Origin of the sequence: Dorea sp. D27 (assembly GCF_001185345.1) — a bacterium.
In the GTDB taxonomy this organism is placed as follows: Bacteria; Bacillota; Clostridia; order Lachnospirales; family Lachnospiraceae; genus Extibacter.
Genome location: NZ_KQ236744.1, coordinates 419,906 through 444,084 on the forward strand (window position 1 = coordinate 419,906; position 24,179 = coordinate 444,084).

Genomic DNA, 24,179 nt, shown 5'->3' on the forward strand with positions numbered 1-24,179 from the left:
TTCGACCGCTATCCCTCCGGCAAGAACCATCGGGACATACCGGTCACGCTTTCGCCGGGCAGCCATACATTGAGTGGCATCCGCTGCGGCAACGTGACCTTGCAGGCCGGGCGGGACTACACCGTGAGCGGCAGCCGGTACACATTCACCAGGACCTATCTTGCCACGCTGGGGAAAGGCACCCACGCCTTTATCTTCGATATGAGCGGCGGCGCCGATCCGACGTTCACCCTCACGGTGGAGGACACCAGGCCGGGGGGCGGCACCAGTTCCGGCCCAACGCCCGATTCCGGCAATGCCGGCAGCATTCCCAACACCGGCGTGGCGGATCGCGCCCTGTTGTGGCTGGCCTGGCTGATCGTGTCGGGCATCCTGATCTTCCTGCTGGTTCGCTGCGCCCCCCGCCGCAAACGGGCCGGGCATTGATCCGGCGGTATGGAAACACGGACCGAACCGAGAAAATGGCTGCGCGGCCGGGTATCCCGGCCGCTGCTGGCTGTTGATATTGGAGGGGAAGACAATGCGTCCGGAGATTGCCACCGACATCACCGGGAAGCTGCAGAACACCATGGATCTCGCCGCCGCGCTGCCGGCAGAGCCGACGCTGGTGCATTGCATCGGTATGCTCAGGAAGGGCAGGGACATCGACACAGCAATCAACTGCCTGTCCGACCATGCCGCACCTTCTGCAATAGAATTCTAAAGATTGATCTAATCTTTGAGAAAGAAGATGTAACATATACCGATAGATATTTGAGACCGGGAGAAGGAGATCGTTCCTGATGATTTCCTGAACTCTTAGGATGAGGTGATTGCAGCTACAGGTGATAACCAGATTAGAGCGGACAGAATCCCATTGCTTATGGCAATGGGAATTTCCGTAGCAGCAATTACCCACCCAACGACAGGCGCCGGCGCAGTCTTCATTCAAGATATTCCTGCTTGTGTGGTGGCTGTAGGAGTTCCGGCTAAGGTGGAGATGAATCGGCCGGTATAATCCCTGGATACTCCAGGCTAAGGCTCAATGATATTGAAAAAGAATCCATATTCAGCCATATCTTCTTTTCCTTCTATTTGAATGCTTCTTTTCTGCTTTTCCTCATCCTTTTCCTGTGCGTCTTTCTGGTAGAGCAGTCCCCCCGAATAATCCTGCGCTTTATCCGTATCCAGAAGAATTCCCATCTGGTCAAACATCATTTCAGGCGTCATGGCCATCTGCAAATCTGCACTTGCTGTTACTTTAAGGTCTGGATTGCTCGTTGTCCCCTCCCCTAGCTCTTTGGCGTCTGAAAGATAGGCATTGTGTATTGTTCAGGTACAGTTCTCTGCAAGCTATTGATAAAAGTTATCAAATATGTTGTTGACAAAGATTCTCAGAAGGAATATAATACCAATGTAAATGATAATCAATATCAAGAAAAGCCGGAGTGATAAATATAATGTGGATGGAAGGAAGTGATTATGATGCCACTGACAATGCTTGGATCAGGTGAGACTGGTTCGATCAAACGTGTGGGAGGCCAGAACGAGGTGAGGAAGTTCCTGGAAAGTCTGGGATTCGTGACCGGTGAAGAAGTGAAGATCGTATCGGTGAACGGAGGCAATATAATCGTACAGGTCAAGGAATCCAGAGTCGCAGTCAGCAAGGGAATAGCGAACAAGATTATGGTTTAGGAGGAGTGAAAGGAATGCGCACATTGAAAAGCGTCGGATGCAATCAGAAAGTCTCGGTAGTAAAGCTTCACGGTGAAGGAGCGACGAAGAGACGGATCATGGACATGGGAATTACGAAGGGGACGGAAGTGTTTGTCAGAAAAGTTGCGCCTCTTGGCGATCCGGTTGAAGTTACCGTCCGGGGGTATGAACTGTCGCTGCGTAAAGCCGACGCAGAGATGATAGAGGTAATTTGATCAGGACGGAGAAGAAAAAGCAGCGAATAAAGACATTACAGGAGGAATAGAGATGGGAATCAAGATAGCACTTGCCGGCAATCCAAACAGCGGCAAGACGACATTGTTTAATGGACTGACCGGTTCCAACCAGTTCGTAGGCAACTGGCCGGGGGTTACGGTCGAGAAGAAGGAAGGCAGGCTTAAGAGCAATAAAGAAGTAGTCATAATGGACTTGCCTGGAATCTACTCCCTGTCACCATATACGCTCGAGGAAGTGGTTGCGAGGAACTACCTGATTACAGAGCGCCCGGATGCGATTCTGAATATCGTGGATGGGACGAACCTGGAGCGTAACCTGTATCTGACTACACAGCTCATGGAGCTTGGGATACCCGTTGTAATGGCAGTCAACATGATGGATGTGGTTAAAAAATCAGGCGATGCCATCGACACGAGAAAACTAGGAGAAAAGCTCGGCTGTGCGGTCGTGGCCATCTCTGCACTGAAGGGCGAAGGAATCGAAGAAGCAGCCGGGAAAGCGGTGCAGGCGGCCCAGAGCAGGCAGGCCGTAATGCCGGTTCATGAATTTTCTCGGGAGGTAGAAGCCTGCCTGGATGAAATCGAGACGATGCTGAGCGGTGACATTCCGGAAGAGCAGAAACGATTCTATGCAGTGAAGCTGTTTGAGCGCGATGACAAGATTGCAGAGCAGATGAAGCATGTGCCGGATATATCTTCAATCATTGAAAAAGCAGAGAAAGATATGGATGATGATTCCGAAAGCATCATCACAAACGAGCGGTATGATTACATAACTTCTATCATAGGCGAAAGCCTTACGAAAGCGAACAAGGCGAAGCTGTCCACGTCGGATAAGATAGACCGCGTCGTGACAAACAGATGGCTTGCACTGCCTATCTTTGCAATTGTAATGTGGCTTGTATATTATGTATCTGTGTCTACGGTGGGGACATGGGCGACCGACTGGGCAAATGACGGCGTATTCGGCGAAGGATGGAAGCTGTTTGGGATGGTAGATGTACCAGGCATCCCTGTTATCGTAGAAAACGGGCTGAATGCGATTAATTGTGCTCCGTGGTTGCAGAGCCTTATCCTGGATGGTATCATAGCAGGTGTGGGAGCGGTGCTCGGATTTGTACCGCAGATGCTCGTACTGTTTATATTTCTAGCGTTTCTTGAGGCTTGCGGCTATATGGCAAGGGTAGCATTTATCATGGACAGAATCTTCCGCAAGTTCGGCCTTTCAGGAAAATCGTTCATACCGATGCTCATCGGCACCGGGTGTGGAGTGCCTGGCATCATGGCTTCCAGGACGATTGAGAATGACCGCGACCGTAAGATGACGATTATGACAACTACATTTATCCCGTGCGGAGCGAAGCTTCCTATCATTGCCCTCATAGCAGGAGCTCTGTTCGGCGGTGCTTCCTGGGTTGCGCCAAGCGCTTATTTCGTAGGGATTGCGGCTATTATCTGTTCGGGTATCATACTGAAGAAGACGAAGATGTTTGCCGGAGACCCGGCGCCGTTCGTTATGGAGCTTCCGGCCTATCACATGCCTACGGTCGGCAATGTGCTCAGAAGCATGTGGGAACGCGGATGGTCCTTTATCAAGAAAGCAGGGACTATCATCCTGCTGTCCACTATCTTCATATGGTTTACATCCAGCTTTGGGTTCGTGGACGGACATTTCGGAATGGTAGATGATTTGAGCGACGGTCTGCTTGCAAGCATAGGCAGAGGTCTTGCATGGCTGTTCGTACCACTTGGTTGGGGAGACTGGAAGTCGGCGGTTGCAGCTATAACAGGACTCGTGGCGAAAGAAAACGTTGTGGGAACTTTTGGTATTCTTTACGGTTTTGCAGAAGTGGCGGAGGACGGCGCAGAAGTATGGGGCACGCTTGCAGCGAGCATGACCGCGGTTGCGGCATATTCGTTCCTCGTATTCAACCTTCTGTGTGCACCTTGCTTCGCTGCTATGGGCGCTATCAAGCGGGAGATGAACAACGCCAGATGGTTCTGGTTTGCCATTGGCTACCAGACCCTGCTTGCATATGCAGTCTCACTCTGCGTGTTCCAGTTCGGCAGCCTCTTTACGGGCGGTGGATTTGGAATTGGTACGGGGGCGGCGGTAATCGTGCTCATCGGCTTTTTGTACCTGTTATTCAGACCGTATAAGGAGAGCGCATCACGGAAGGTGAACGTATCAAGCGTAAATGCCCGCAGGGCAAAAGCATAAGCAGAAAGAAGGAGATAATATGGCATTGGCGGCAATCAGCAGTGTAGTGTCAACAGGAGCAGTTGGGCTTGTCGTACTTGGAATCATCATCCTCATCGTACGGAGCATGTGGAAGAAGAAAAAGGCAGGAGGATCCTGCGGATGCGGCTGCAGCGGCTGTGCCCATAGCTGCGGCATGAAGTCGATGGATGATAGGAAGTAGATTGACTTTTTCTATACAAGATAATATAATGAAGCTAGTTGAAACCGGTAGTGTACAGCTGCCGGTTTTAATGCCTAATACACAATGAAAGGTTGGGGAAAATATGGACCAGAACAAAGTATCAAGAGTTTTAAAGTCAATGGAAGAAAATGGAGTCCCTCAGATGATCATATCTGACCCGGTAGCTATCTTCTATCTGACAGGAGCATGGATTCATCCAGGGGAAAGATTACTTGCATTGTATCTCAATGTAAACGGTAATCATAAGATGATGATCAACAAGCTGTTCCCACAGGAAAAAGATCTTGGGGTAGATATCGTGTGGTATGATGACATCGAGGACGGTGTTGAAATCATGAGCAGATTTGTTGAAAAAGACAAGGTTATGGGAATTGACAAGACATGGCCTGCAAAATTCCTGATCCGCCTTCAGGAACTGGGCGGCGGAAGCAAATTTGTAAACGGTTCTCCTATCGTCGACTACATCCGTATGATTAAGGATGAGGGCGAGCAGGAACTGATGAGGGAATCCTCAAGACTGAACGATATCGCCATGGAAAAACTGATTCCATGGGTATCCAAAGGACTTACGGAGAGAGAGCTGAATGCCAAGATCCGTGAGATCTACAAAGAGCTCGGCTGTGAGGACGTATCCTTCGATCCGATTACAGCATATGCAAAGGGAGCGGCAGATCCGCACCATGTAACCGATGATTCAAAAGGAAAACGCGGCGACTGCGTAGTGCTTGATATCGGTGCATTCAAGGACAACTATGCGTCTGACATGACGAGAACCGTATTTATCGGTGAAGTATCCGACCGTGCGAAGGAAATCTATGACATCGTCGTAGAAGCCAACCGACGTGGTATCGAAGCTGCAAAACCAGGAAACAGAATGTGTGATGTGGATCTGGCAGCGAGAAACTATATCGAAGAAAAAGGCTTTGGACAGTATTTTACACATAGGACCGGACATTCCATCGGTCTGGAAGACCATGAATTCGGCGATGTGTCTTCTGTCAATGAAGATATCATCAAGGTCGGACAGTGCTTCTCAGTCGAACCGGGAATCTACATCCAGGAAGAGGGTATCGGCGTACGTATCGAAGATCTCGTTATCATCACGGAGGACGGATGCGAAGTGCTGAACAACTTCACGAAGGACCTTATCATAGTGCCGGAAGAATAAGTGAAAAATGATTTTGATAAGGCCAGACGTTCTGCAATACGGAACGTCTGGCTTTTTGATGACATTTTTTCTTCTATAGTCATTGGTTGATTTTCTGCAAAGACACGTAATACTTCAGGCAAGGTATCTGTCGGAACAAATCCAGAACTACCAGAACGGCAATTTTGTCAGCTAATTGTTCTGCTTCTTCTAGATATTTAGTTGTCAAGAAAATAGTAATACCAGATTTAGCTAATGATTTCACTACATTCCACATAGAAGAACGGCTTTGGGGGTCAAGGTGTATAGTAGAGGAGGGAAAAGTTTTGAAAACGAAAATTACTTTAATGATTTGTATCGGAGCAGCTATATTCGCCGCATGTGGAAAGGCGGAGGAGCCAGCGGAGGATATCAGCTGGTGCAAGGACAGCGTGGATAAGTACAATGGACAGGAGAAAAAACAGATAGAGGGGTATGAGATACTTGATGGAGGCAAAGAGCTTTACAAGTATACCTTTACCATTGACAAGGGACAGAAGCGTACGAAAAGAGTATATACCGAGGAACCTTCAAGTACATATATTTTAAATGAAGAAGATGGCATCTGGTATTACTATGGAAGTGAAGAAAATGGTCCTTGGTATAAAAGTGAGGCAAGGGATGATGCTTTTGAAAGTGATGTACAATCCATAGATATCGATGTCAACGACGAGACAGTGTATGAGATTGCCGGCCAGGAGAAACTGGATGGAAGGGCCGTTACCAAGGTGAAGATTACAACTCCCAAGGACGATACCTTTTCCGGCGTATTAAAAGAAGAGGATGAGAAGATAGAAGAACTGCTTAATGATACTGATTTTAAAAAGGCTTACGATGCGGTTAAAGAAGAGAAAAACAGGGTCAGCTATGTCTGGTTTGATGACGAGACGAAGAAACCAGTAAAGCAGGAAAGAGATACTACAAAGATTCAGACCGTCCTATATTACTACTTGAAGCTTTCCGGGAACGCAGAGATGAAATATGATACGGTACCGAAGAATGTAGTAGAGGTTACCCTGTTTCTCAGTGGAGAACCACAGGAAGAGATCGAGATTCCGCAGGAAAATGTTTACAGCATCTGACCGGGATTGAAGAAAGCGGCGGAAGCTGACGGCATAGTCAGCTTCCGCTTCCCATTGCTTTAACTGCCAGCAGTGCAAGCACAAGTAGTATGCTGGGCTTTACAACCTTCGTCCCATTCTTCATGACGAGGCCTGCTCCGATATAACCGCCAAGCATATTGCAGGCGGCAGCGGCAAGCCCGAGCGGAATGATGACCTGGCCGTTGAGAAGAAAGACGATGAGCGAAGTTATGTTGGTCGTCAGGTTGATAACTTTGGCCTGTGCATTGGCGATCTTGATGCTGAGCTTTGCAAATATGGTAAACGCAATAATCAGGAACGTACCTGTTCCCGGTCCGTAGAAGCCGTCGTACCCGCCGATGATGAAAGCGGCTGCTACGGCAGTGACATAAGTGCGCTTATTAAGCGTGACTTCCTCTGAGCCGTTGTCGTTGAACAGCCTTTTGTTCAGCACGAGGAAGGCGGAGAAGGGCAGAATGATTACAAGGACGTACGTCATGACACTCTCCGGCACGAGCAGAGAGATATGGGAGCCGATGAAGGAGCCCGCGATTGCTGCAAATATGGAGGGAACGGCAAGCTTTACATTGATAAGATGATTCTTGGCAAAGCGGTAAGTGGCCAGTGCAGTTCCGAAAGGGGATGACATTTTATTCGTAGCCACCGCCGCGTGGGGAGGCAGGCCCGCCAGGAGATAGGCAGGAAGCGAAATCAGCCCGCCGCCCCCGCCGATAGCATCTACCATGCCCGCGAGAAATAAAAGAGGGCATACGATTATAAAAGCCTGTATAGTCAGTTCCATGACAGCTACTATTCCTTTCATGTTATTCCGGTTTCTGAACGTACAATCATGTGTACGCATCCCCCGGCCCCACCGGGGACGGGGTCCAAATACTCTGTAGATTATACAGGAAACAGGCGGCAGAATCAATGAAAATAAGGTTGGCGGGCGGAAAATAATCAAAACAGGGCGCTGCCCTGCTGTAAAGTATATATTCACAATTATTTTTCAATGTGGTAGAATATATGGCATATGAGGTATAAAAGGAGGATGGCCATAATGAACAGAGAACAGGCTCACGATATCTTGATGAAATATATGAAAGGTGAAAATTATATTACGCATTCTTATGCCGTAGAGGCAATCATGAAAGGCCTTGCCAAACGTCTGGCCCCGGATGAGGTGGAATACTGGGGAATCGTCGGGCTGCTCCATGATCTTGACGAGGAGCAGTGCGACTGGAAGAATGATATAAGCGTACACGGCCCGACATCCGTGGAGATACTGAAGAGCGAGGGGATTGATGACCCTGTGCTTTTTGACGCGATTAAGGCGCACAATCCGAAGTGCGGCATGAAGGCCAGGACAAAGCTCCAGTACGCGGTGCTGGCGGCAGATCCGATGAGCGGTTTTGTAAAAGCAGTGGCACAGATATATCCGGATAAGCGGATTGCCAGTGTAAAGCATAAGTCCGTGATGAAACGGTTTAATGAGATGCGCTTTGCGGCAGGAGCGAACAGAGATTATATGGAGATGATTGAATTCACCGGACTCAGCCTGGATGACCTCATAGATGTCGCGCTGGAGGAGATGGGGGCGATAGCGGATGTTCTCGGGCTGGCATAAGTAGGACGGCTTTTAATGAGGCAGATATAGTGAGGGAATGGCGAAGGAGCTGTAGCAGAAGTAGATAAACATCTACGGGAGCGGCAGTTTCTTTTTTAATTGGTAAAGCGATTTAATAGAATGCGTTATGCACAAAAATCCAGTTCAATTTTGTTTAAAATAGAGAAAATAAAACTTTAAATTGTGACAATTAACAAAAATACAGGGTATAAATCGTCGAAATATGACGATTGACACTTCTGCAATTGTAAAGTATGATGTTGTTAAAACATTTGGTAAAACGCTTTACCGAACGTATTTACGCAACAATGAGAGAAAAGTCAATGTAAGAGGAGGAAAAAACATGAAGAAATTTAGCAAGTTAACTATTTTTTTGATTCCAATCGGTATTGCAGTTAACGTAGTAGGCGGACAGCTTGCGGTACTGTTAAAGCTGCCTGTATTTTTAGACAGTATCGGAACGTTCGTCGTCGGTGCCCTGTGCGGCGGCATTCCGGGTGCGCTGGTAGGACTGGGATGCGGGCTGATCAACGCGATTTCCCTGCCGACGCTTCTGCCGTATACGATTATCGGCGTGCTGTTTGGTTTTCTCGGTTCCTTTTTGGCAAAGAAGCAGATGTTCTCCAAGTTCTGGAAAGCCCCGGTCAATGGTGTCGTCGTTGCGATCATCAGTACGTGCATTGCAGTCCCGATTACAGCGGTATTGTATGGCGGATTCGTCGGAACAGGAGCCAGTGTGATTGTTACCACTCTTATGGCGGCAGGATGGGATGTACTCCCGGCTACCTTCGTGAGTGAGCTGTCATCAGAGCTGATTGATAAAATCATCTGCCTGATTATTATTTTCTTTGTACTTAAGGCCATGCCGGCACGTTTTGTCGTTAAGCTTCCAAATGGAAAACATTTCATCAAAGAAGAACAGTAATAGTCGATAGCAGCCATACAGACCATGGCTGCTGTCATTTCCAAAGGAGGAAGATGATATGGATTATGATTTCGCGAAACAGTATATGAATCCAAAAAGGACTGGAAATGTAATAAGAGATTTGAACCCTATGAGCAAAGTGAATTTAATGCTGGTGCTTGGGCTGTCTCCCTTTATAGTCCAGAATTATTTTTACGGTTTTGGGATGGTAATTTTGTTTGTTATATTTTCTGCGGTGGCAGGATGCTTTCGTTCGTTCTTTTCTCTATACTGGAAAGTGCTGCTTCTGTTCGGCGTTTTCTTGTTTGTGGTAAAGGCTGCATTTGCGCCGGGCGAACACGTCCTGTTCAGGCTCTGGGGAATATGTGTGACGACGGAAAGCATACAGTCAGGACTGAACATCGTATCGCTCGTTCTGGCATTCAGCGGCGCGTTCATACTGTTTGTAAAGACGACGCCTATGGATGAATTTACATACGCCCTGGAAAAAAAAGGTGTCTCCCATATGGTATCGTTTGTTATCCTGTCATCGTTTCAGACGATTACGGATTTAAAGCAGAACGCACAGATCATCATGGAATCACAAAAAGCAAGAGGCATTGAGACGGAGGGCAATCTTCTGAAGCGGGCGAAAGCTTATATACCGGTTATGGGGCCGCTTGTGCTCAATGCCATATCCAGTACGGAAGAGAAATCGATAGCTATGGATGCGAGAGCTTTTTCAGCACCCGTCGCACACACATTTTTGTCGGAACTTCCGGAGGTAACTGTAAGGGAGAAGGTCATAGTTATCTTATTTGACCTTGCATTTGTGGGATTGGCAGCAGGGAGGATTGTCTTATGGCTTATATAGAATTGAACGGGGTCACTTATACATATCCGCTTATGAAAGAACCGGCGCTTAAGAATATATCGTGTTCGCTGGAACTCGGAAAATTTTATGGAGTAATCGGTGAGAATGCAGGTGGAAAGACGACATTCTGCAATCTGCTTCGGGGCCTCATCCCCCATTTCTATAACGGTAAGCTCGTTGGAGAAATGACGATAGACGGGGAGGATATCAGGAAGATCGACGTAGACGTCCTGTCTACCAAGATGGGGTACATATTCCAGAATCCATTTACCCAGATCAGCGGCGTCAGAAAGACGGTATTTGAAGAGATCGCATTAGGGCTTGAGAACCTGGGGGTTCCAAAAGCGCAGATGATCGAGAAGGTAATCGAAGTGGCCAAGCTCCTGAAGATAGAAGAGCTCCTGCAAAACGACCCGAACCGGCTGTCCGGCGGACAGAGGCAGAGGGTGGCTTTTGCATCGATCATAGCTATGGATTCGGATATATTTGTAATAGACGAACCGACATCCCAGCTTGATCCGGAGGGTACGGAACGTATTTTTGAGATAATACACATGCTGAAAGAACAAGGAAAGACAATTATTCTAGTTGAACATAAGGTGGATCTCATTGCCGAATATGCGGATGAGGTATTGGTATTTCAGAAAGGCGAGCTGCTGGAAAAGGGAGATGCCAGGACCGTATTGAGCAATCTGGAACTTCTGGAACATGGAACTATGCTGCCACAGGCGGTTATTTTGGAGCGGGAATTAAGACGTAACGGCATTGTACTTCCAAAGGTGCCGGTTACTACAGAAGAATGCATAGACCTTTTGCGGAAGGGGGATGTCGGATATGAATCAAATTGAGTTGAGAAATGCGAGCTTCCAGTATCCGAATGGATTTTTAGCGAATGACGATTTAAACCTCATTGTAAGAAGGGGAGAAAGAGTTGCGATAGTAGGACAGAATGGCGCGGGCAAGACGACTGCCGTAAAAATGATGAATGGATTGCATAAGCCATGCAAGGGGGATGTACTGGTAGAAGGAAGAAATACGAAAGATTATACGACCGCCCAGATAGCGCGTCAGGTCGGGTACGTATTCCAGAACCCCGATGACCAGATATTTAACCAGACCGTACATGCAGAGATAGCGTACATGCCTAAATATTATAAGATGGATGAGAAGGAAGTAGAAAAGAGGGTAAGAGAAGTTGCAGAATTGCTGGAGATAGAAGCTTACTTAAAGATGAACCCTTTTGAAATTCCATATGTGACGAGAAAGTTTGTAACGATTGCCGCAATCCTGGCAACAAAGCCGCAGTACATTATTCTGGACGAACCTACCGCCGGACAGGACCTTACGGGAATCAAAGTCCTTACGCGGGTGCTGGAGGAGCTGGAGAAAAAGGAGATTGGCGTAGTGACAATCACACATGACATGGAATTTGCAGCCAATCACTTTGAACGCGTTGTCGCCATGGCAAATAAACAGATAATCAAAGACGGAAACGTCCGTGACATATTCAGCGACGACGATATATTACGCCAGAGCAAGATAAAACGCCCCGGAATTGGACAGATTGCTGACAGCATAGGGCTGGGAAAAGATATATTGAACGCCCGGGAGTTTGTAACACGCTATAAAGAAGTGATGGCGTCATGATGCAGGTGCTCTGTTATGGGGATTCAAATACGTGGGGATACCGGCCCGAGACAGATGACAGGCTCATATGGGAAGAGCGTTACCCGGGAATCCTGAGCAAGAGGCTGGGGGACGGGTACCGCGTGACAGAGAATGGACTGTGCGGCAGGACAACCTGTTTCGACAGCACGTGGGACCCTTTTGTAAATGGGCTGGAAGAGGCGAACGTCTGCGCTTTGGTACATGCGCCCATTGATATAGCGGTCATCATGCTCGGGACGAATGACTGCAAAGACGAGTATGGAGCTGAAGCGGACGATATCGGACAAGGGATGGAAAAGGTGGCGGAAGTATTTGAACATGCCGGGGCGCACATCATACTTGCAGCACCGCCGGTGCTGCGCGGTCTGGAAAAGAGCCCTTTCTACAGCGAATTCGGAAGCGGAGCTGAAGAAAAGAGCAGAAGGCTTGCCGAATGTTATCAAAGTCTGGCATCGCGGCGCGGATGGGAATTCCTGAATGTGGATACGATTACAAGCGCGGGGGATTATGACAGAATCCATCTCGATAAAGAAGGGCACCGGAGGCTGGCAGAAGGATTATACCAGAGGATTGTAAGTAAGGAGGAACGTGATGAATAGAAGCATTGAAAAAGCATTGGAAGAGAATAAGCAGAAGTATATAGATTATCTGCTGAAACTTGTCTCGATTGATACGCATGATATCGGCCACGGCATTGAGGGCGGCCTGGAGGCGGAAGGCCAGGACTTTATGGCAGACTTGTTCCGCGAGCTCGGTGCAGGTGAGGTGGTAAAGGATCCGTTGAAAGAAGACAGTATCGTGAAGTGCAAGGAACAATACCGAGAAGGGAATACCGGACATAATTATGAGAACCGTTACAATGTCTATGCCAGCTTCCCGGGAAAATCCGAGCGGTCGATCCTGTTCAACGGGCACATTGACCATATGCCTGCGGAGAATGAAGAAAACTGGTGCATACCTCCCTTAAGCCCGGCGGTTATAGACAATAGAATTACCGGTCTTGGCGTGGCTGATATGAAAGCAGGGCTGATGGCGTCTGTAATGGCGGCAGCGCTTCTGAAAGATGCAGGTATAGAGCTCCCCATCACTGTGAAATATGCGTCTGTATGTGACGAAGAAGGCGGAGGGAACGGGTCTTTGTGTGCGGCGGTAAGCGGTGTGAAAGCCGATGCGGTCGTAGTATGCGAGCCTACGAATTATGAGCTGATCGTGGCGCATATGGGTTGGGTATTCTTTCAGGTCGAGATAGAAGGGATCGCAGTCCATTCTGGTTTAAAGCTCGCGGGGGTAAATGCGATTGAAAAAGCAGGGAAATTGATGAATGCTATCGACGAATTGGAGCATCGCTGGCTGCTGAAATACAAGCATCCCCTTTTGCCGCCGCCGTCAAGCAATGTGGGGGTTATCTATGGAGGAGAGGCCGGCTCCACGATACCAGACTACTGCTGCTTTAAAACATGTGTCCACTACCTTCCGAATCTGATGAGCCATGAGCAGGTTGTTGAAGAATATACCGGTGCCATACTCCGATGCTGTGAAGGGGATGAGTGGCTGAAGGAACATAAACCTAAGATCAGCGTATACCAGACGGGAAATCCGTTTGAGATGGAGTTGGGCCATCCCTTTGTCGGAGCATTTAAGAACGCATATAAAAGAGCGACCGGCAGTGAAGTGAAGCTGACAGGTTCGCCGGCAGGGTGCGATTCCAGAACATGGCACAATATAGTTGGATGTCCGACGCTGCAGTATGGGCCTGGATCGCTGGAGCAATGTCATGCGGTGAATGAATTTGTTACGGTTGAGCAGTATCTGGACGCAATTAAAATATATGCGAATCTGATTCTGGAATGGGCAGAATGTGCGGAATAAAGGATGTGGGATAATTGGACAGGCATGGAACTTGTACAAGACATATATTGCTGAAAAATGGTCTTCTGATTGACCCTTCAAATGGAATAGAAGAGGTTAAGGACATTGTGGTAGAAGATGACGTCATACTTGAAGTATGTGATAGGGCAGCCGCGGAAAAAGGGGACTATGTCATAGACTGTGCGGGCCTGGAGATATGGCCGGGTTTGATAGATATGCACCTCCATGTAAGCGACCTCTTTGAAATACATACGAATACCGCATATGGAGCTGCCGAGGATGGGGTTACGACGGCTGTCTCCCCCGGAGCGGGCAATACGTTTATGGCGCCGGCGCTTCTGGGAGCAGAGATGGACAGAGGTCTGCCCCTCAATGTAGGGGTGCTTCTTGGGGCGGCAAATGTGCTCGGCACGAGATTAGATGAAGAGGAACTGATTGAATTATTCCGAGGAACGTTGGGACAGAAAGAGAAAGAAAGGAAGCTGAGCCATAACGGCATCGTCAATCATACGGCCCAATACGCGGTAGGTATCAAAGAACACATGGGGCACTTCTTGCTGACAGACGAGAAGATCCGGCAGTTATACACTCTTACGGATAAAGCCCATCTGCTGCTTACCTCCCACACACAAGACATCGATCACACGCTGCACCTGTTCGATATGGCCCAAGGGAGGCATCTGCATCTGGGACATGCCAATGCGGCAGGCTGTGGCACCCACGGAGAAGCCGTCTGGGCGATGAAGCAGGTGATTGACCTATGCAGGAAAAAAGAGGTGAGTGGAGAATTTGTGACGACAATGCTGCGCGATGGCGGAGGATGCAGAGAAGGACTTAAGATGGCCGAGCCTGCAAGGCAGATGGCACTGGAAGCTCTGGCAGAGCATATTGTAACGATTGCGGTGTCAGATGGCCAGAACCAGTCGACGATGAAGGGCTTTGGAGATACGAGAGATAATATCCCCTGCCTGCTGGAACTTGCGGAGCATAAAGTGCTCAGCAAAAGGGACGCGGTCGCATTGATGACTTGTAATCCCGCAGAACTGCTGGCGCAGAGGACTAAAAATGAAGAGTGGAGAAGCAGATATGGGCATCTGGGTATCGGTGCTTACGCCAATATTACTGTCGTTGATCCGAAACGAAAGTACGCAGCATATGTGCTGACCAATGGAAGGCTCGTATCATTTGAAAAAAGGTATCTGCGCTCTGGAGGAAGAGCCGGATACTGGGTAAGCAAATTTCAGACAAAGAAGAGCATGGGAATCGGAGAATTGCCCATGTACGATATAGAATAGAAAGGGGTACAATTATAATGAAGAAAGTACTATTAGCCGGAGAATCATGGATGAGCTACACTACCCATGTGAAAGGGTTTGACAGTTTTTACACATCCGTATATGAATCGGGGGAGAAGTGGCTGGTCGCGGCACTGAAAGAGGGCGGTTATGAAGTGGACTTCCTTCCGAATCATATAGCGGCGGAGCAGTTTCCATTTACTGTGGAAGAGCTGAATGCGTATGACTGTGTGATTCTTTCCGATATCGGGGCGAACACGCTTCTGCTTCCGGCCGTTACGTTCACGAAGAGCAAAAAGATGCCGAACCGGGCAGCGGCTATCAGAGACTATGTCATGGAAGGCGGCGCTCTTCTCATGATAGGAGGGTATCTTACCTTTTCCGGCGTGGATGCCAAAGGAAAATGGCATGACACCCCGGTCCAGGAGGTGCTTCCGGTGGAGGTGCTGACGGTGGATGACAGGATGGAGCACTGCGAGGGCGTGCGTCCGGTCACCGTAAAGGATCATGAAGCTCTGAAAGGTATCAGGACAGAATGGCCTGAGGTACTGGGATATAATAAGACGATTGCCAGACCGGAAGCTTTTGTGGCAGCCACTGTCGAGGGGAATCCATTTATCGCATTTGGAACATACGGCAGAGGGAAGAGTGCTGTATTTACCGGGGACTGCGCGCCTCACTGGGCGCCGCCGGAATTCTGCGAGTGGGAGGACTACAATCACATATGGCAGGGAATGGTAGGATGGCTGACCGACTAATAATGCGTCTGCTGCTGATGGCAGCAGGCGTTTTCCGCATGAACAGGAGAGACAGATGAAGTACGATGCAGAGACATTTTTAACAGAAGTATTGAAAATACCTACTGTAAACGGTAAGGATAATGAAAAAGCGCTTGCTGTATTTCTGCGTGATTTTCTAAAAGACTGCGGGGTCAGTGCGGTTGTCCAGGAAATTGACAGCAGACATGCGAATGTGGTCGGGGTGCTGGAAGGCAAGTCGAAAGAGACGGTAATCTGGAACGGCCATCTGGATACTGTACCTTATGGCAAAATGGGGGAGTGGAAGACGGATCCATCTGTTCCGGCCAAGAAAAACGGCTGCATATATGCGAGGGGAGCGAGCGATATGAAGAGCGGTCTTGCGGCTATGGCCTATGCATTGGGCAGCATGAAGGAAAAAGGGTACGTACCCTCCCGCACGATTTACTTCTGTGGTACATGCGACGAGGAAAAGAGCGGAATCGGGGCCAGACATCTTCTGGAGACTCAGACGCTTGGTGAGCCCGCACTGCTTCTTATCGGCGAACCGACAGGCCTTCGTCCGGGAACAGCTCAGAAAGGCTGCATATGGCTTCAGATGAAGCTGCACGGGAAGACAAGCCACGGAGCATATCCCGAACAGGGCATCAATGCGGTAGAGTATGGCGTCCGAATATTTCAGGATCTGAAACAGAATCTGGAAGAGGAAACCCATGAGCTGCTCGGAACAGCGACCTGCCAGATTACGATGGCAGAGGGGGGCATCGTTCCCAACATGACTCCGGACACGGCGGAGATTATGCTTGATATCCGCGTAATTCCGGGTCTCACCACACCGATGGTAAGCGAACGGCTGCAGAAGATTATCGGCCATTACAGACAGGAGACAGACGGAGAGCTGGAAGTAGAAGTCCACATAAACAACGACAGACAGGCGATAGAAATCCCATCCGATCACCGGTGGCTAAAAAAACTCCAGTGGGAACTGAAGCTGGCAAAACTGCCGAAAGAACGGATTGGAATCAACTACTTCACAGACGCGTCCATCCTGGCAAAAGGGATCCCAACCACCCCGGTCCTCCTCTTCGGCCCCGGCCAGCCCGAAATGGCACACAAGCCCAATGAATATGTCGAAATAGAAAAATATATACAATATATAAAAATTTTAAGTCGATTAATATAACCAAATAATACCAAATTAGGGTATAATGTGCGTATAGGGCAGAGCCAAGGTGTCGCCCAATTGGCCGATGAGCTGGCTCAAGAGGCCAAATGGGCGACGCCTTGGCGAGCGAAGCGACCGAGGAAAAGCGGAGCTTTTGCGAGGCTCTGCCCGGGAGCGGGAACGCTTTCCACAGGCATATACACTGAAAATATAGTTTGATGAGGGTGTGAAGAGTTGAGAACGACAATCAAGGACATAGCAAATTACACGGGTTTTTCGGTTACGACGATATCCCTGGTCCTGAATAATAAAGCGGACAAGATTCCAAGGAGTACGAAAAATAAGATTATGGATGCGGTAGAAGAATTAAACTACCATCCGAATCAGCTGGCGGTAGGTCTTGTTAAGAAACGGACACAGACGATCGGCCTGATTATATCAGACGTCAGCAATGTGTTTTTTTCTACGCTGGCAAAAGGCGTGGAGGATTCCTGCCGCAGCCAGGGCTGGAATTTGATTCTATGCAATACTAATGATAAGCATGATCGAGACATGTCGTACATACAAGTGCTTGCGAACAAAGGGGTAGACGGAATCTTATTCTGTATGGCCAGAGACAGTGACAAGAAAAAGACAGAGGAGAGCATCCAGCTGCTGAAGAAGCTGAAGATTCCATTTGTCATGATTGACCGGTATCTGGAAGAGGCAGACTGCAGTTCGGTCATCGTAGACCATAGGCAGGGGGGATATGCCGCCGCAAAGTACCTCTTGAGACACGGCCATAGAAATATTGGCTGCGTGACGGGACCAAGCGGCCTGGAGGACTCGATGGAACGTCTGAAAGGATATAAAAAAGCGTTGGAAGAATATGAGATTCCATATCGGGCAGAATTCATCTATGAAGGAAATTATGACCGGGAAAGCGGGGCGGGCGCGGTGGATTATTTCGAGGACAAGGAGATAAGCGCGGTATTTGCCTTCAACGATATGTCCGCTTACGGCGTATATAACAGACTGAAGAAAAGAGGCATCTCTGTGCCGGAAGGCATGTCATTGATCGGGTATGATGATATTTTCTTTTCGGAAATTCTGGATGTCCCGCTGACAACGGTAAAACAGCCAATCTATGAGATGGGAGTGGAGAGCGTCAGACAGCTGATTGAAGAGGTGGAGAGCGATGCAGGGGCTAAGAAATGTATCGTGTTCCAGCCTGCCCTTATCGTAAGGGAAAGCGTGGGATACGGACCGGCATATGAACGGGGCGGCAGACCCATCTGAGACTCTGACAGGAGGCTGTTCCTGTATTCTTACTTCTCAAATACGCAGAACATGAAAAGAAAACACGTTTTTTCGCTAAAATCCTTGACTTTTCCAGACAATCATAATAAAATATTCTAGCGTGCACAAAGATGCATTGTATTTTTGTGCGCCATTACGCATATAATGCAAATCGCAACTTATTTAAAATCGTAGGAGGTGAAAGGAATGCCAACATTTAACCAGTTAGTAAAGAAAGGTCGTCAGACATCTGTTAAGAAGTCTACAGCACCGGCACTTCAGAAAGGATACAACTCCTTGAGGAAGAGAGCCACAGACGTATCTGCTCCTCAGAAGAGAGGCGTATGTACAGCTGTTAAGACTGCTACTCCAAAGAAGCCTAACTCAGCGCTCAGAAAAATCGCCAGAGTTCGTCTTTCTAACGGTATCGAAGTAACAAGCTATATCCCAGGTGAAGGACACAACCTTCAGGAGCATAGCGTTGTTCTTATCCGTGGAGGAAGAGTAAAGGACCTTCCAGGTACTAGATACCACATCGTCAGAGGTACACTTGACACTGCAGGTGTTGCCAAGAGAAGACAGGCACGTTCTAAATACGGTGCCAAGAGACCAAAAGATTCTAAGTAGGAGCTAAAATCGTTATCACAAACAGAACTATGATCAAGTAAGTTGCGGGTTATATAGTTATATAGAAGGTGTCCCGCTGCACTACACAGTATCATCAGAAAGACACATGTGAGTACCGATGAATTAATCAGTGTATCTATTACACAATTATGTTTAAGGAGGGAAGGACCGTGGCACGTAAAGGACATACTCAAAAAAGAGACGTATTAGCGGATCCATTATACAACAACAAAGTGGTTACAAAGCTTGTCAACAATATCATGTTAGACGGCAAGAAAGGCGTAGCGCAGAAGATTGTATATGGTGCATTCGATAGAGTAGCGGAAAAGACTGATAAACCGGCTATCGAAGTATTTGAAGAGGCAATGAACAATATCATGCCAGTACTTGAAGTAAAGGCAAGACGTATCGGTGGTGCGACATACCAGGTACCGATAGAGGTAAGAGCTGAGAGAAGACAGGCACTTGCTCTTCGCTGGCTGACATCATATTCTCGTAACAGAGGAGAGAAGACGATGCAGGAAAGACTGGCAAATGAGATTATGGATGCGGCAAACAACACTGGTGCATCTGTAAAGAAGAAAGAAGACATGCACAAGATGGCAGAGGCTAACAAAGCATTTGCCCACTATAGATTCTAGGAGGCAATAATGGCTGGAAGAGAATATCCATTAGACAGAACCAGAAACATCGGTATCATGGCTCATATTGATGCCGGTAAGACTACGCTGACAGAGCGTATCTTATATTATACCGGTGTAAATTATAAGATTGGTGATACTCATGAAGGTACTGCTACTATGGACTGGATGGAGCAGGAGCAGGAAAGAGGAATCACAATCACTTCAGCTGCTACGACATGTCACTGGACTCTGCAGGAGAACTGCCAGAGCAAACCAGGTGCCCTGGAACACCGTATCAATATCATTGATACCCCGGGACACGTTGACTTTACCGTAGAAGTTGAGCGTTCACTCCGTGTACTTGATGGAGCTGTAGGTGTATTCTGTGCAAAGGGCGGAGTTGAGCCTCAGTCAGAGAACGTATGGCGCCAGGCGGACACGTACAACGTACCGAGAATGGCATTCATCAATAAGATGGACATTTTAGGTGCCGATTTCTACAATGCGGTAGAACAGATCAAGACAAGACTTGGAAAGAACGCAATCTGCCTTCAGCTGCCAATCGGCAAAGAAGATGACTTCCAGGGGATTATCGATTTGATGGAGATGAAAGCCTACATCTATAATGATGAAAAGGGTGAGGACATCTCAATCACAGACATTCCGGAGGACATGGCAGATGACGCGGAATTATATCGTACAGAGCTCGTAGAAAAAATCTGCGAGTTAGATGACGATCTTATGATGGAATACCTGGAAGGCGAAGAACCTTCTATAGATTCCTTAAAGGCAGCGCTTAGAAAAGCCACATGCGAATGCCAGGCGATACCTGTATGCTGCGGTACGGCATATAGAAATAAGGGCGTACAGAAACTGCTCGATGCGATACTTGAGTATATGCCTGCCCCGACAGACATCCCGGCTATCGAAGGTGTGGATGCGGACGGAAAAGACGTTGTAAGACATTCATCAGATGATGAGCCGTTTTCCGCGCTCGCATTTAAGATTATGACAGACCCGTTTGTAGGTAAGCTTGCTTACTTCAGAGTCTATTCAGGTTCTATGAACTCAGGTTCTTACGTGCTGAATGCGACAAAGGGCAAAAAAGAACGTGTTGGCCGTATCCTTCAGATGCACGCCAACAAAAGAGAAGAGCTTGATAAAGTATATGCAGGCGATATCGCGGCTGCTATCGGATTCAAGTTCACAACGACAGGCGATACGATCTGTGATGAGAAGCACCCTGTAATCCTGGAGTCCATGGAGTTCCCGGAACCGGTTATCGAGCTCGCTATCGAGCCGAAGACAAAGGCATCCCAGGGCAAGCTTGGAGAATCTCTTGCAAAACTTGCAGAAGAAGACCCGACATTCCGTGCCCATACAGACCATGAGACAGGTCAGACCATCATCGCAGGTATGGGTGAGCTTCACCTTGAAATCATCGTAGACAGACTTCTGCGTGAGTTCAAAGTAGAGGCAAATGTAGGCGCACCACAGGTTGCCTACAAGGAAGCGTTTACAAAACCGGTTGATGTTGACAGCAAGTATGCGAAACAGTCAGGCGGCCGTGGACAATATGGACACTGTAAAGTTAAGTTTGAGCCGATGGATGTCAACGGTGAGGAGACATTCCTGTTTGAATCAAGCGTAGTCGGCGGTGCTATTCCGAAGGAATATATTCCGAAGATTGGAGAAGGTATCGAGGAGGCCATGAAGTCAGGTATCCTTGGAGGTTTCCCGGTAGTCGGACTGAAGGCAAACGTATACGATGGTTCTTACCATGAAGTCGATTCAAATGAAATGGCATTCCACATCGCAGGTTCCCTGGCATTTAAGGATGCTATGAAAAAGGCTTCCCCTGTTCTGCTTGAGCCTATCATGAAGGTTGAAGTCACGATGCCGGAAGAATACATGGGCGATGTGATTGGCGATATCAATTCACGCCGTGGACGCGTGGAAGGTATGGACGACCTTGGCGGCGGCAAGATTGTACGCGCGTTCGTTCCATTGTCCGAGATGTTCGGATATTCAACCGATTTACGTTCCAGAACACAGGGGCGCGGCAACTACTCCATGTTCTTCGAGAGCTACGAGCAGGTACCGAAATCTGTACAGGAAAAAGTGTTATCAACTAAAAATGACTAATAAGCTGTACAGGCCGTAAAAAAGTATGAAAAAGGCTTGAAAAACTGTACGATTTGAAATATAATCAGAGATAGCCGAGTAAACGTAAAGTAATAATAAATGCCTGGAAGGCGATATAATAAGGAGGATATTCAAAATGGCAAAAGCTAAATTTGAAAGAAACAAACCACATTGTAATATCGGTACTATCGGTCACGTTGACCATGGTAAAACAACTTTGACAGCTGCTATCACAAAGACTCTTTCTCAGAGAGTAGAAGGTAACGCTGCAGTAGATTTCGAGAACATTGACAAGGCTCCGGAAGAAAGAGAACGTGGTATCACAATCTCTACCGCTCACGTTGAGTACGAGACAGACAAACGTCACTACGCTCACGTTGACTGCCCGGGACATGCCGATTACGTTAAGAACATGATTACAGGAGCTGCTCAGATGGATGGTGCTATCCTTGTTGTAGCTGCTACTGACGGTGTTATGGCTCAGACGAGAGAGCATATCCTGCTTTCACGTCAGGTAGGCGTTCCTTACATCGTAGTATTCATGAACAAATGTGACATGGTTGACGACGAAGAACTCCTTGAATTAGTAGAGATGGAAATCCGTGAACTGCTTGACGAATATGAATTCCCAGGCGATGATACACCAATCATCCAGGGTTCTGCTCTTAAGGCTCTTGAAGATCCTTCAGGAGAATGGGGCGACAAGATTATGGAGCTGATGGATGCCGTTGACTCTTATATTCCAGACCCACAGCGTGCAACAGACCAGCCGTTCCTTATGCCTGTAGAGGACGTATTCTCTATCACAGGACGTGGAACAGTTGCTACAGGTAGAGTTGAGCGTGGTGTTCTTCATGTATCCGAGGAAGTTGAAATCGTTGGTATCCATGAAGAGACAAGAAAGACAGTCGTAACTGGTATCGAGATGTTCCGTAAGCTGCTTGACGAAGCTCAGGCTGGTGACAACATCGGTGCGCTTCTCCGTGGTGTTCAGAGAGATGAAATCGAAAGAGGACAGGTTCTTGTTAAACCAGGTTCTGTAACATGCCACAAGAAATTTACGGCTCAGGTATACGTTCTTACAAAAGATGAAGGTGGACGTCATACTCCATTCTTCAACAACTACCGTCCACAGTTCTATTTCAGAACAACAGACGTAACAGGTGTCTGCAACCTGCCAGAAGGTGTAGAGATGTGTATGCCTGGTGACAACGTAGAGATGACAATCGAACTGATTCATCCGGTAGCTATGGAGCAGGGTCTCCGTTTCGCTATCCGTGAAGGCGGACGTACAGTAGGATCAGGCCGTGTTGCTAAGATTATCGAGTAATCTTGATATAAAGGCGTAAGCGTATAATTGCCCGGGAAACTTCGGTTTCCCGGGCTTTTTATGATATAATGTAGTAAAGTTTTCCGGGAGGTGTGGTTAATGAGACGCTGGAGAATTAGGATACTTGAATATGGAGGGGACGACAGATGGACGGTGAGATATTGATTATTGGAGCGGCAATCATAGACGTGCTTGCCCGCCCCGTGGATGAGAGCGTGTTCAGAACCGGCTCCCTGCCCGCGGAGGAAATCCGCATGTCTACAGGGGGAGATGCGCTGAATGAGGCGACAGTGCTGGCCCGTCTGGGGAAACGTGTGAAGCTTGCCACGGTCATCGGGAACGATATAGCCGGCAGGATGCTTAAGGAGCACTGCGCGGCAGAAGGAATTATACTTGAGGACAGCTGCGTTTGTGATGATATGGATACAGGCGTCAACATTGTACTCGTGGAGAACAACGGGGAGAGAAGCTTTCTCACCAATCCAAGGGGCAGCCTGAGAAGGCTATCGCTTTCTCATATTAAGATGCCGTTTTCTTCCGACACGAAGATTCTGTGCTTTGCCAGTATCTTCGTCTCTCCGGAAATAGATACGGACGGTCTGCGGCGCTTGTTTAAAACAGCGAAGGAACAGGGAATCACAGTCTGTGCCGATATGACGAAGCGTAAAAACAAGGAGACGGCAGAAGACCTCGCCCCGGCGTTTGCTTATGTCGATTATCTGTTTGCCAATGCGGACGAGGCTTCTCTTATAACCGGCGCGGAGCATCCGGAAGAGTCCGCCGCCCGTCTTGTGAGGACAGGGGCAGCAAATGTGGTAGTCAAATGTGGGGGTGACGGATGTCTCGTGCGCAGCACAGAAGCCAGCATTGTCATACCGGCCGAGCCCGGGGTACGCTGCGTCGACACGACGGGAGCAGGGGACAGCTTTGTTGCAGGTTTTCTCAGTGCGCTTTCAGAAGGAAGGACGTTAAAGGAGTGTGCAGAATATGCCAACAAGTGCGGTGCATTGGCAGTTGCATCGGTTGGAGCAACGGAATGGAGCAAGGCTTGAAAAGTAAATGCTATTTCGTGGTGCTTTCTTTTCTGCGCTTGTGGTATAATGATTGCACATGCGTGCAATCCAAGGCTGCCGCCTTGCCGCCGTTCCGGCGGATTATACCCGGCAATCCACTGCTTGAAAAGTAAATGCCATTGCATGGCGCTTCCTTTTCTGCGCTTGTGGCATAATGATTGCACATGCGTGCAATCCAAGGCTGCCGCCTTGCCGCCGTCCCGGGCGGATTATACCCGGCGATCCACTGCTTGAAAAGTAAATGCCATTGCATGGCGCTTCCTTTTCTGCGCTTGTGGCATAATGATTGCACATGCGTGC

27 protein-coding genes are annotated in these 24,179 nt (G+C 48.2%); 24 read left to right on the forward strand and 3 right to left on the reverse strand.

Translation table 11 applies throughout. From position 1 onward, the window contains the following. Window positions 1-426 (forward strand): X2-like carbohydrate binding domain-containing protein (locus tag HMPREF0980_RS08480; protein ID WP_304437659.1); only part of this gene is annotated, 426 nt, incomplete at its 5' end. Between the two features lie 79 nt (window positions 427-505). Further along, the gene (locus tag HMPREF0980_RS08485) at window positions 506-703 is read left to right on the forward strand and encodes a hypothetical protein (RefSeq protein ID WP_147629805.1); all 198 of its coding nucleotides are present in this window, start codon (window positions 506-508) and stop codon (window positions 701-703) included. Window positions 704-1,014: 311 nt separating this feature from the next. On the opposite strand, the gene HMPREF0980_RS08490 is transcribed toward HMPREF0980_RS08485, so the two are convergent. Further along, on the reverse strand, window positions 1,015-1,221 hold the full coding sequence (locus HMPREF0980_RS08490) for a hypothetical protein (protein WP_147629806.1): 207 nt from the start codon (window positions 1,219-1,221) through the stop codon (window positions 1,015-1,017). Between the two features lie 240 nt (window positions 1,222-1,461). Here HMPREF0980_RS08490 and HMPREF0980_RS08495 point away from each other — a divergent pair, with 240 nt between their 5' ends. The 6 genes from HMPREF0980_RS08495 to HMPREF0980_RS08520 all read left to right on the forward strand — a co-directional run bounded on the left by HMPREF0980_RS08495 (window position 1,462) and on the right by HMPREF0980_RS08520 (window position 6,643). Continuing rightward, the gene (locus HMPREF0980_RS08495) at window positions 1,462-1,674 is read left to right on the forward strand and encodes a FeoA family protein (protein ID WP_049728712.1); all 213 of its coding nucleotides are present in this window, start codon (window positions 1,462-1,464) and stop codon (window positions 1,672-1,674) included. A 14-nt stretch (window positions 1,675-1,688) separates the two neighbouring features. Then, window positions 1,689-1,910, forward strand: a complete 222-nt coding sequence (locus HMPREF0980_RS08500) for a FeoA family protein (protein WP_049728713.1) — start codon at window positions 1,689-1,691, stop codon at window positions 1,908-1,910. 52 nt (window positions 1,911-1,962) lie between these two features. Then, window positions 1,963-4,152, forward strand: coding sequence for a ferrous iron transport protein B (feoB, locus tag HMPREF0980_RS08505; RefSeq protein WP_049728714.1), 2,190 nt, complete (start codon window positions 1,963-1,965; stop codon window positions 4,150-4,152). Window positions 4,153-4,171: 19 nt separating this feature from the next. After that, window positions 4,172-4,354 carry a FeoB-associated Cys-rich membrane protein gene (locus HMPREF0980_RS08510; protein ID WP_049729171.1) on the forward strand — a complete coding sequence of 61 codons (183 nt, stop codon included), beginning with the start codon at window positions 4,172-4,174 and terminating at the stop codon, window positions 4,352-4,354. Window positions 4,355-4,457: 103 nt separating this feature from the next. After that, window positions 4,458-5,543 (forward strand): M24 family metallopeptidase, encoded by a 1,086-nt coding sequence (locus HMPREF0980_RS08515; protein WP_049728715.1) that lies wholly within the window; start codon window positions 4,458-4,460, stop codon window positions 5,541-5,543. A gap of 305 nt (window positions 5,544-5,848) precedes the next feature. Then, window positions 5,849-6,643 carry a hypothetical protein gene (locus HMPREF0980_RS08520; RefSeq protein WP_157039364.1) on the forward strand — a complete coding sequence of 265 codons (795 nt, stop codon included), beginning with the start codon at window positions 5,849-5,851 and terminating at the stop codon, window positions 6,641-6,643. A 37-nt stretch (window positions 6,644-6,680) separates the two neighbouring features. On the opposite strand, the gene HMPREF0980_RS08525 is transcribed toward HMPREF0980_RS08520, so the two are convergent. Next, window positions 6,681-7,445: a sulfite exporter TauE/SafE family protein gene (locus HMPREF0980_RS08525; protein ID WP_049729172.1), complete on the reverse strand. Its 765-nt coding sequence runs from the start codon at window positions 7,443-7,445 to the stop codon at window positions 6,681-6,683. Between the two features lie 258 nt (window positions 7,446-7,703). On the opposite strand from HMPREF0980_RS08525, the gene HMPREF0980_RS08530 reads away from it, so the two are divergent. From HMPREF0980_RS08530 to HMPREF0980_RS08605, 16 genes are all read left to right on the forward strand, one after another. Continuing rightward, entirely contained in the window at window positions 7,704-8,270 is a 567-nt protein-coding gene (locus HMPREF0980_RS08530) for an HD domain-containing protein (RefSeq protein ID WP_049728717.1), read from the forward strand. A gap of 343 nt (window positions 8,271-8,613) precedes the next feature. After that, window positions 8,614-9,195 carry a hypothetical protein gene (locus tag HMPREF0980_RS08535; protein WP_049728718.1) on the forward strand — a complete coding sequence of 194 codons (582 nt, stop codon included), beginning with the start codon at window positions 8,614-8,616 and terminating at the stop codon, window positions 9,193-9,195. Window positions 9,196-9,253: 58 nt separating this feature from the next. Further along, window positions 9,254-10,048, forward strand: a complete 795-nt coding sequence (locus tag HMPREF0980_RS08540) for an energy-coupling factor transporter transmembrane component T family protein (RefSeq protein ID WP_049728719.1) — start codon at window positions 9,254-9,256, stop codon at window positions 10,046-10,048. Further along, on the forward strand, window positions 10,036-10,896 hold the full coding sequence (locus HMPREF0980_RS08545; RefSeq protein WP_049728720.1) for an energy-coupling factor ABC transporter ATP-binding protein: 861 nt from the start codon (window positions 10,036-10,038) through the stop codon (window positions 10,894-10,896). Before HMPREF0980_RS08540 ends, HMPREF0980_RS08545 begins: the two co-directional genes overlap by 13 nt. Then, on the forward strand, window positions 10,883-11,695 hold the full coding sequence (locus HMPREF0980_RS08550) for an energy-coupling factor ABC transporter ATP-binding protein (protein ID WP_049728721.1): 813 nt from the start codon (window positions 10,883-10,885) through the stop codon (window positions 11,693-11,695). The genes HMPREF0980_RS08545 and HMPREF0980_RS08550 overlap by 14 nt, the downstream gene beginning before the upstream one ends. Beyond that, window positions 11,692-12,315 (forward strand): GDSL-type esterase/lipase family protein, encoded by a 624-nt coding sequence (locus HMPREF0980_RS08555; protein ID WP_049728722.1) that lies wholly within the window; start codon window positions 11,692-11,694, stop codon window positions 12,313-12,315. Before HMPREF0980_RS08550 ends, HMPREF0980_RS08555 begins: the two co-directional genes overlap by 4 nt. Continuing rightward, entirely contained in the window at window positions 12,308-13,585 is a 1,278-nt protein-coding gene (locus HMPREF0980_RS08560; RefSeq protein WP_049728723.1) for a M20 family metallopeptidase, read from the forward strand. Before HMPREF0980_RS08555 ends, HMPREF0980_RS08560 begins: the two co-directional genes overlap by 8 nt. Before the next feature lie 14 nt (window positions 13,586-13,599). After that, on the forward strand, window positions 13,600-14,880 hold the full coding sequence (locus HMPREF0980_RS08565; protein ID WP_049728724.1) for an amidohydrolase family protein: 1,281 nt from the start codon (window positions 13,600-13,602) through the stop codon (window positions 14,878-14,880). A gap of 14 nt (window positions 14,881-14,894) precedes the next feature. After that, window positions 14,895-15,638 carry a glutamine amidotransferase gene (locus HMPREF0980_RS08570; protein WP_049728725.1) on the forward strand — a complete coding sequence of 248 codons (744 nt, stop codon included), beginning with the start codon at window positions 14,895-14,897 and terminating at the stop codon, window positions 15,636-15,638. Between the two features lie 55 nt (window positions 15,639-15,693). After that, entirely contained in the window at window positions 15,694-16,821 is a 1,128-nt protein-coding gene (locus HMPREF0980_RS08575) for a M20 family metallopeptidase (protein ID WP_049728726.1), read from the forward strand. Between the two features lie 216 nt (window positions 16,822-17,037). Then, the gene (locus tag HMPREF0980_RS08580; RefSeq protein ID WP_049728727.1) at window positions 17,038-18,081 is read left to right on the forward strand and encodes a LacI family DNA-binding transcriptional regulator; all 1,044 of its coding nucleotides are present in this window, start codon (window positions 17,038-17,040) and stop codon (window positions 18,079-18,081) included. Window positions 18,082-18,288: 207 nt separating this feature from the next. Next, complete coding sequence (gene rpsL / locus HMPREF0980_RS08585) at window positions 18,289-18,708, forward strand: 30S ribosomal protein S12 (RefSeq protein ID WP_049728728.1); 420 nt, start codon at window positions 18,289-18,291, stop codon at window positions 18,706-18,708. Window positions 18,709-18,878: 170 nt separating this feature from the next. Further along, entirely contained in the window at window positions 18,879-19,349 is a 471-nt protein-coding gene (gene rpsG, locus HMPREF0980_RS08590) for a 30S ribosomal protein S7 (protein ID WP_049728729.1), read from the forward strand. Between the two features lie 9 nt (window positions 19,350-19,358). Then, window positions 19,359-21,476 (forward strand): elongation factor G, encoded by a 2,118-nt coding sequence (fusA, locus tag HMPREF0980_RS08595; protein ID WP_049728730.1) that lies wholly within the window; start codon window positions 19,359-19,361, stop codon window positions 21,474-21,476. Between the two features lie 136 nt (window positions 21,477-21,612). After that, window positions 21,613-22,806, forward strand: coding sequence for an elongation factor Tu (tuf, locus tag HMPREF0980_RS08600; RefSeq protein WP_049728731.1), 1,194 nt, complete (start codon window positions 21,613-21,615; stop codon window positions 22,804-22,806). Between the two features lie 146 nt (window positions 22,807-22,952). Further along, complete coding sequence (locus HMPREF0980_RS08605; RefSeq protein ID WP_049728732.1) at window positions 22,953-23,858, forward strand: carbohydrate kinase family protein; 906 nt, start codon at window positions 22,953-22,955, stop codon at window positions 23,856-23,858. Window positions 23,859-23,868: 10 nt separating this feature from the next. Here the strand turns inward: HMPREF0980_RS08605 and HMPREF0980_RS19235 are convergent. Beyond that, on the reverse strand, window positions 23,869-24,179 hold a 311-nt coding region (locus HMPREF0980_RS19235; RefSeq protein WP_207643605.1), incomplete at its 5' end, for a hypothetical protein.

What these genes read in the sequence shown, in the direction of transcription:
- HMPREF0980_RS08495 (WP_049728712.1), top strand. Translation starts at nt 1,462, where the DNA reads ATGATGCCACTGACAATGCTTGGATCAGGTGAGACTGGTTCGATCAAA.
- HMPREF0980_RS08500 (WP_049728713.1), top strand. Translation starts at nt 1,689, where the DNA reads ATGCGCACATTGAAAAGCGTCGGATGCAATCAGAAAGTCTCGGTAGTA.
- feoB (WP_049728714.1), top strand. Translation starts at nt 1,963, where the DNA reads ATGGGAATCAAGATAGCACTTGCCGGCAATCCAAACAGCGGCAAGACG.
- HMPREF0980_RS08510 (WP_049729171.1), top strand. Translation starts at nt 4,172, where the DNA reads ATGGCATTGGCGGCAATCAGCAGTGTAGTGTCAACAGGAGCAGTTGGG.
- HMPREF0980_RS08515 (WP_049728715.1), top strand. Translation starts at nt 4,458, where the DNA reads ATGGACCAGAACAAAGTATCAAGAGTTTTAAAGTCAATGGAAGAAAAT.
- HMPREF0980_RS08525 (WP_049729172.1), bottom strand. Translation starts at nt 7,445, where the DNA reads ATGGAACTGACTATACAGGCTTTTATAATCGTATGCCCTCTTTTATTT.
- HMPREF0980_RS08530 (WP_049728717.1), top strand. Translation starts at nt 7,704, where the DNA reads ATGAACAGAGAACAGGCTCACGATATCTTGATGAAATATATGAAAGGT.
- HMPREF0980_RS08535 (WP_049728718.1), top strand. Translation starts at nt 8,614, where the DNA reads ATGAAGAAATTTAGCAAGTTAACTATTTTTTTGATTCCAATCGGTATT.
- HMPREF0980_RS08540 (WP_049728719.1), top strand. Translation starts at nt 9,254, where the DNA reads ATGGATTATGATTTCGCGAAACAGTATATGAATCCAAAAAGGACTGGA.
- HMPREF0980_RS08545 (WP_049728720.1), top strand. Translation starts at nt 10,036, where the DNA reads ATGGCTTATATAGAATTGAACGGGGTCACTTATACATATCCGCTTATG.
- HMPREF0980_RS08550 (WP_049728721.1), top strand. Translation starts at nt 10,883, where the DNA reads ATGAATCAAATTGAGTTGAGAAATGCGAGCTTCCAGTATCCGAATGGA.
- HMPREF0980_RS08555 (WP_049728722.1), top strand. Translation starts at nt 11,692, where the DNA reads ATGATGCAGGTGCTCTGTTATGGGGATTCAAATACGTGGGGATACCGG.
- HMPREF0980_RS08560 (WP_049728723.1), top strand. Translation starts at nt 12,308, where the DNA reads ATGAATAGAAGCATTGAAAAAGCATTGGAAGAGAATAAGCAGAAGTAT.
- HMPREF0980_RS08575 (WP_049728726.1), top strand. Translation starts at nt 15,694, where the DNA reads ATGAAGTACGATGCAGAGACATTTTTAACAGAAGTATTGAAAATACCT.
- rpsL (WP_049728728.1), top strand. Translation starts at nt 18,289, where the DNA reads ATGCCAACATTTAACCAGTTAGTAAAGAAAGGTCGTCAGACATCTGTT.
- fusA (WP_049728730.1), top strand. Translation starts at nt 19,359, where the DNA reads ATGGCTGGAAGAGAATATCCATTAGACAGAACCAGAAACATCGGTATC.
- tuf (WP_049728731.1), top strand. Translation starts at nt 21,613, where the DNA reads ATGGCAAAAGCTAAATTTGAAAGAAACAAACCACATTGTAATATCGGT.
- HMPREF0980_RS08605 (WP_049728732.1), top strand. Translation starts at nt 22,953, where the DNA reads ATGGACGGTGAGATATTGATTATTGGAGCGGCAATCATAGACGTGCTT.